General features: G+C 65.5%; 4 protein-coding genes and 1 pseudogene. 1 reads left to right on the top strand and 4 read right to left on the bottom strand.

Translation table 11 applies throughout. The annotated features are described in order from the left end of the window. Positions 1 to 110: 110 nt before the first annotated feature. From Q0627_RS10765 to Q0627_RS10755, 3 genes are read right to left on the bottom strand one after another with little or no spacing between them, the layout of a single operon-like run. Positions 111 to 920, bottom strand: coding sequence for an NAD(P)-dependent oxidoreductase (locus Q0627_RS10765; RefSeq protein ID WP_291016647.1), 810 nt, complete (start codon positions 918 to 920; stop codon positions 111 to 113). 6 nt (positions 921 to 926) lie between these two features. After that, positions 927 to 1,775, bottom strand: a complete 849-nt coding sequence (locus Q0627_RS10760; RefSeq protein WP_291016649.1) for a mycofactocin-coupled SDR family oxidoreductase — start codon at positions 1,773 to 1,775, stop codon at positions 927 to 929. 38 nt (positions 1,776 to 1,813) lie between these two features. Beyond that, on the bottom strand, positions 1,814 to 3,349 hold the full coding sequence (locus Q0627_RS10755; RefSeq protein WP_291016652.1) for an aldehyde dehydrogenase family protein: 1,536 nt from the start codon (positions 3,347 to 3,349) through the stop codon (positions 1,814 to 1,816). 200 nt (positions 3,350 to 3,549) lie between these two features. On the opposite strand from Q0627_RS10755, the gene Q0627_RS10750 reads away from it, so the two are divergent. After that, complete coding sequence (locus tag Q0627_RS10750; protein WP_291016653.1) at positions 3,550 to 4,770, top strand: CoA transferase; 1,221 nt, start codon at positions 3,550 to 3,552, stop codon at positions 4,768 to 4,770. Positions 4,771 to 5,032: 262 nt separating this feature from the next. Here the strand turns inward: Q0627_RS10750 and Q0627_RS10745 are convergent. Continuing rightward, positions 5,033 to 5,301, bottom strand: a pseudogene (locus Q0627_RS10745) (hypothetical protein); the annotation flags it as partial.

The raw sequence follows: 5,301 nt of genomic DNA, 5'->3' as shown, positions 1-5,301 counted from the left end.
GACATCCCCCGTCGCTACGCTCGCCCCGACATCCCCCGTCGCTACGCTCGCCCCGGCCGGATCCGGGGCATGATCATCCCCGGACCCGGCGGCGCGCAGTTGCGTCACCGTCACGACAACTCGATCGGTCCGTCATCGACCACCGTCTTGAGCCACCCGACGTCCACACCCGAATCGGCGGCGGCCAGCGCCGCGGCCTTGACATCCTTACGCAGGAACGGACCGGCGATCTTGCTGAACGTCTCGACGTCGCCGAGCCCCTTGAACGCGCCGACCGCGTAGCTGCGGCCGCTGCAATGCCCGATCGCATTGAGCAGATCCGCCGACTCGATACCCAGTTTGGCACCGAGTTCCACTGCCGCGGCGGCGAGTTGGGCGTTGGCCGCGAACAGGATGTTGTTGACCAGCTTCAGATTGAGCGCGGTACCGAGGTCGCCGGTGCGGATGACCTCCTTGGAATAGGCCAGCACCACCGACTCGGCCTGCTTGACCGCCGCCTCCGGACCGCCGAGCAGCACCGTCAGCACACCTTTGGCGATGTCCTTGGCGGTACCGCTGATCGGGCCGTCGAGAATCGTCGGTCCGTCCGGATACTTCTCGACCAGTCCCTGTAATGTGCTGACATTGCCGGTGGTGTGCGAGATGACGACGCTGCCCTGCTTGGCGTTCTCCATGAAACCGTCAGGGCCCTGAGCGATCTCGGACAGCTGGGTGTCAGAGAACAGGCACAGGATCAGTACGTCGGCACGCGATGCGGCCTGCGCCACCGAGTCGACGATCGTCGCGCCCGCGGCGCCCAGCTTCTCCCGGACCTCGGAGCGTCGGGCATAGAGCACCACCTCGTGGCCGGCGGCGAGCAGGCGCTGCACCATCGGCTCACCCATCTGCCCGGCGCCGACGAATCCGATCACTTCAGCCACAGTCGGTCAGCCCTTCCAGGGAATGGTCTTGGCGTAACCGCCTGCATCGATACGCAGCTGCATGCCGGTGATATATCGGGAATCCTCACTGGCCAGGAACACCACCGCATTCGACACATCCTGCGGCTCGATGTAGGGCACCTTGAGCGAATGCATCATCGGGAACACCGGTTTGACGTCGTCGAGAGTCGGGTGTTCGAGGTCGGGGCGGAAGACACCGTACATGCCCTCGTTGTGCAGCATGTCGGTGTTGCAGTTGGTGGGGTGCACCGCGTTGATGCGGATTCCCTTGCGGCCCAGGATCGGTGAGAGGTCGTTGACGTACCGGGCGACGACCTGCTTGGCCAGGCTGTACGCCGAACCGCCCGCACCCTGATTGCCGGTCGCGCCGAGCTGCGCTGCCAGCGAACCGGTCGCGATGATCGACGCCCCCGATTCCAGATGCTGCAGGCTGCCCTGCACCAGGTTGAACACACCCGCGAGATCGACATCGATGGTGTCCGACCACGACTGCAACGGTGCGCGTTTGCCCATCGGGCAGATACCGGCGTTGGCGACGACGATGTCGAGACGGCCGAGTTCGCGCACGCCTTCGGCGACCGCATCCCAGGTCTGGGACCGTTCACGCACATCGCATTCGATGGCGTACGCCTTCACGCCCTCCTTCTCGACAAGATTCACCGTCTCGTCGAGGTCTTCGCGGCGGGCCAGCGGATAGTTGTTGCCCTCGATGTCCTGACAGATGTCGAGCAGGATGACGCTCGCCCCCTCCTTGGCGAGGGCGACCGCATGCGAGCGGCCCTGACCGCGGGCACCACCGCTGATGACGGCGACCTTGTTGTCGAGCTTTCCCATGAATACGGTTCCTTTTTCAGATGAAGCGCTGTTACCGATCAGGACCGTGGCGCCCGGTGGGCGATCGTCCTGGTCTCCAGATATTGGTTGAACCCTTCTGTGCCACACTGACGTCCGACACCACTGGAGCCGAAACCGCCGAACGGGGCGTCGGCCGAATAGAACATGCCGCCATTGACACCGATGGCACCGGTCCGGATTCTGTTCGCAACCGCCAGACCGCGATCCAGGTCGCCGGACAGCACCGCCCCGGCCAGCCCATATGGCGTGCTGTTGGCGATGGCGACGGCCTCGTCGTCGGTATCGAACGGGATGATCACCAGCACCGGACCGAACACCTCCTCCTGCGCGATCGGCGTGTCGGCGCCCACCCGGGTGATCACGGTCGGCTGCACGTAGTGGCCGTCGGCCAGGTGTTCGGGCAGGTTCTCCGGCACCCCACCGCCGAAGACGATCTCGGCACCGGCCTCACGCGCCTGCGCGATCATCGACAGCACCTTGTCCTTGGCGGCGGCGGTGATCAGCGGCCCGGTGAGCACACCGGGATCGGCCGGATCACCCACTGGCGCAAGGCCGAACGCGAATTTGACCTGTTCGATGACGGTGTCGTACAGCGACCTGTGCACCAGCAGCCGCGTGTTGATCGCGCAGCCCTGCCCGGCGTGCTGACAGGTACCCATCGCACCCATGACCGCCTTGCCGGGGTCGGCATCGTCGAGCACGATCAGCGCGGATTTGCCACCGAGTTCGAGGAAGACGCGCTTCATCGTCTCTGCCGCCTCGCGCATGAGATGCTTTCCGACGGCAGTGGATCCGGTGAACGAGATCAGGTCGACCCGCGGGTCGGTGGCGAGAATTCCGGCGACGTCATTGTCGGGGGTGGTGACCACATTGATGACGCCGGCGGGAAAGTCCGTGTGCTCGGCGATCAGCCGGCCCAGCCGCAGCCCTGTCCACGGCGCGTTGGGATCCGGTTTGAGCACAACGGTATTGCCCGCGGCCAGGGCCGGGCCGATCTTGTTGAGGATGACCTCGATCGGATAGTTCGACGGCGTGATGGCCGCGACCACCCCGATCGCCTCCTTGACGACCTTGCGGATATTGCGATCACCGAACAGCCCGCCACCGTCGAGGGTGCGTTCCCATTCGAATTCGTCGACCAGCCGGATCGGATAATTCAGCGCCTCTTGCAGCGGCCAGTCCAATTGAGCGTTGCGCGTGGCCATGTCGGGAGATCCGACCTCGGCGATGATCTCCTCACGGAGGTCTTCCTTCTCCGATTCGAGGGCGGCCTGTAGTTGCGTCAGGCATTGCTTGCGCAGTTCCCTGTTCGACGACCAGTCGGTCTCATCGAAGGCACGGCGGGCGGCGGCGATGGCGGCGCGCATGTCGTCGGCCGTGGCCGCGGCGGCCTCACCGAGGACCAGACCGGTGGCCGGGCTGACGTTGGGGTAGGTGGCACCGCCGGCGGCCTCGATGAGTTTGCCGTCGATCAGCAGCCGTCGTTCGGCACGCTCGGCCACCCTGCGACCGAGTTCGACGCTCGTCGGCGTCTGCACTTCCGTGTCACTCACTTGTCTTCCCTCTCCCGGCGGGTAACCGGCTGTATACGGATACGCTGTGGGACACGGCCTTTCGTGCACCCCGATCAACCCGATGACCTGCGCCAACCGGGCCGTCCAGCGATATTGACAACCCTGACGGGATAGCCAACTGTAACTGCTACAGTATGTACTCTACAAACGTTTGGGAAGCCCGCGAAAGGAATCCACACATGTCCGGTCTGCTCAGCGGAGTCAAAGTCGTCGAACTGGCCTCGTGGACGTACGTGCCATGCGCCGGCGCCATGCTCGCCGACTGGGGTGCCGACGTCATCAAGGTCGAGGACACCAAGGGCGGTGACCCGGCACGCTACCTCGTCTCCGGCGGTCTGCGGCCCGAGGATTCCCGAGTCAACGCCAACGCGGTGATGGAGATCGGCAACCACGGCAAACGCAGCCTGGCCATCGATATCAAGAGTCCCGACGGGCGGGAGATCTTCGGCAAGCTCCTCGCGCAGGCCGACGTGTTCCTCACCAACTGGCTGCCCGGACAGCTCGAGCGCGCGAATCTGACCGTCGATGAACTGCGGAAGTTCAACCCGGACATCATCATCGCCCGCGGTAGTGGCCAGGGTCAGCGCGGTCCGGACGCCAACCGGCCCGGCTTCGACGGCACTTCCTACACCGGCCGGGCCGGCGTGGCCTTCGCCCTGACCCCCGACGGTGTGGAGTTCCCGTTCGCCCAGACCACCGCGTTCGGCGACCTGCAGGGCGGAGCCACCCTCGCCGGCGGTGTGTCCGCCGCGCTTTTCCACCGCGAACGGCATCGTCACGCCGCGATCGTCGACGGTTCGCTGCTGGCGCAAGGCATGTGGGCCGTCGCACCGGATATCGCGATCGCCGACTACTACGGCAACGACGGCGTGCCCAAGTGGCAGGCCGGCGACGCACCCAACCCGGTGGTCAACCGTTACAAGACCAAGGACGGCCGCTGGTTCCAGCTGATGTTCCTGCAGGCCGACCGCTACTGGGCCGACTTCTGCGTGCGCATCGGCCGTCCCGAACTGTCCGACGACGCCCGGTTCACCCCGCTGGCCAACCTCACCGCCAACAAGGTCGAGGCCACCGCCCTGCTACGTGAGGTGTTCGCCGAACGCGATCTCGCCGAGTGGGTCGAGATCTTCCAGGCCGAGACCGGCGCCTGGTGCACCCTGGCCTCACCTGCCGAGGTACCGAACGACCCGCAGGTGCAGGCCAACGGCTACCTGCTCACCCTCACCGACGACAAGGGCGAGGAATTCCACACCGTCGCCGCCCCCGTCCAGTTCGACGAAACCCCGCCCGAGCCGACCCGCTCCCCCGGCCACGGCGAACACACCGACGAGATCCTCACCGAACTCGGCTACGACTGGGACAAGATCATCGACGCCAAGGTCTCTGGAGCCGTCCTGTAAGAGCCTCATCTCGCCGGACCCTTCGAGACGCGGTCGGCTCGCAAGCTCGCGCGACAGCTCCTCAGGGATCAAGATGCTTGGCCGCAACCAAACTTCTTGATCCCTGAGGCCGTTGCGACGAAGCAGCAACGTGCGAACTGCCGACATCTGCCTGGCCGGGACCAAACTTCTTGATCCCTGAGGCCGATGCGACGAAGGAGCGAGGGTCACGAAGGGTCCGGCGACCTTTCGACACCTGACGCCACCACCTCGAACCAAACCTCTACGGCGCCAACGATATCCAGTCCGCAAACCCCGACGGGTCGTGGCGGCCCAAAGCGCCGTGTTCGAACAGGCCCCACCCTTCACGGACGGTCCCATCGGCCTCGGTGCATTCGGCACGACCGACATGGTCGATGACGCCGAACGGGATCCTCCCGGCTACGGCCGGGTCGTTCATGTCGTAATCGACACGGCGGGTGAAGGTTTTCCCGAGCCCCTTGGCGTGGGACCAGGCCGGGGCACCGCCCTAAACACCCCCGACGGGGGTGG

The sequence above is a fragment of the uncultured Gordonia sp. genome (assembly GCF_937858515.1).
In the GTDB taxonomy this organism is placed as follows: Bacteria; Actinomycetota; Actinomycetes; order Mycobacteriales; family Mycobacteriaceae; genus Gordonia.
The sequence above is the reverse complement of the archived record's forward strand: the minus strand, read 5'-3'. Positions and strand labels throughout refer to the sequence as shown.

Excerpts from the sequence above, each read along its gene's own strand:
- Q0627_RS10760 (WP_291016649.1), bottom strand. The coding sequence starts at position 1,775 with ATGGGAAAGCTCGACAACAAGGTCGCCGTCATCAGCGGTGGTGCCCGC.
- Q0627_RS10750 (WP_291016653.1), top strand. The coding sequence starts at position 3,550 with ATGTCCGGTCTGCTCAGCGGAGTCAAAGTCGTCGAACTGGCCTCGTGG.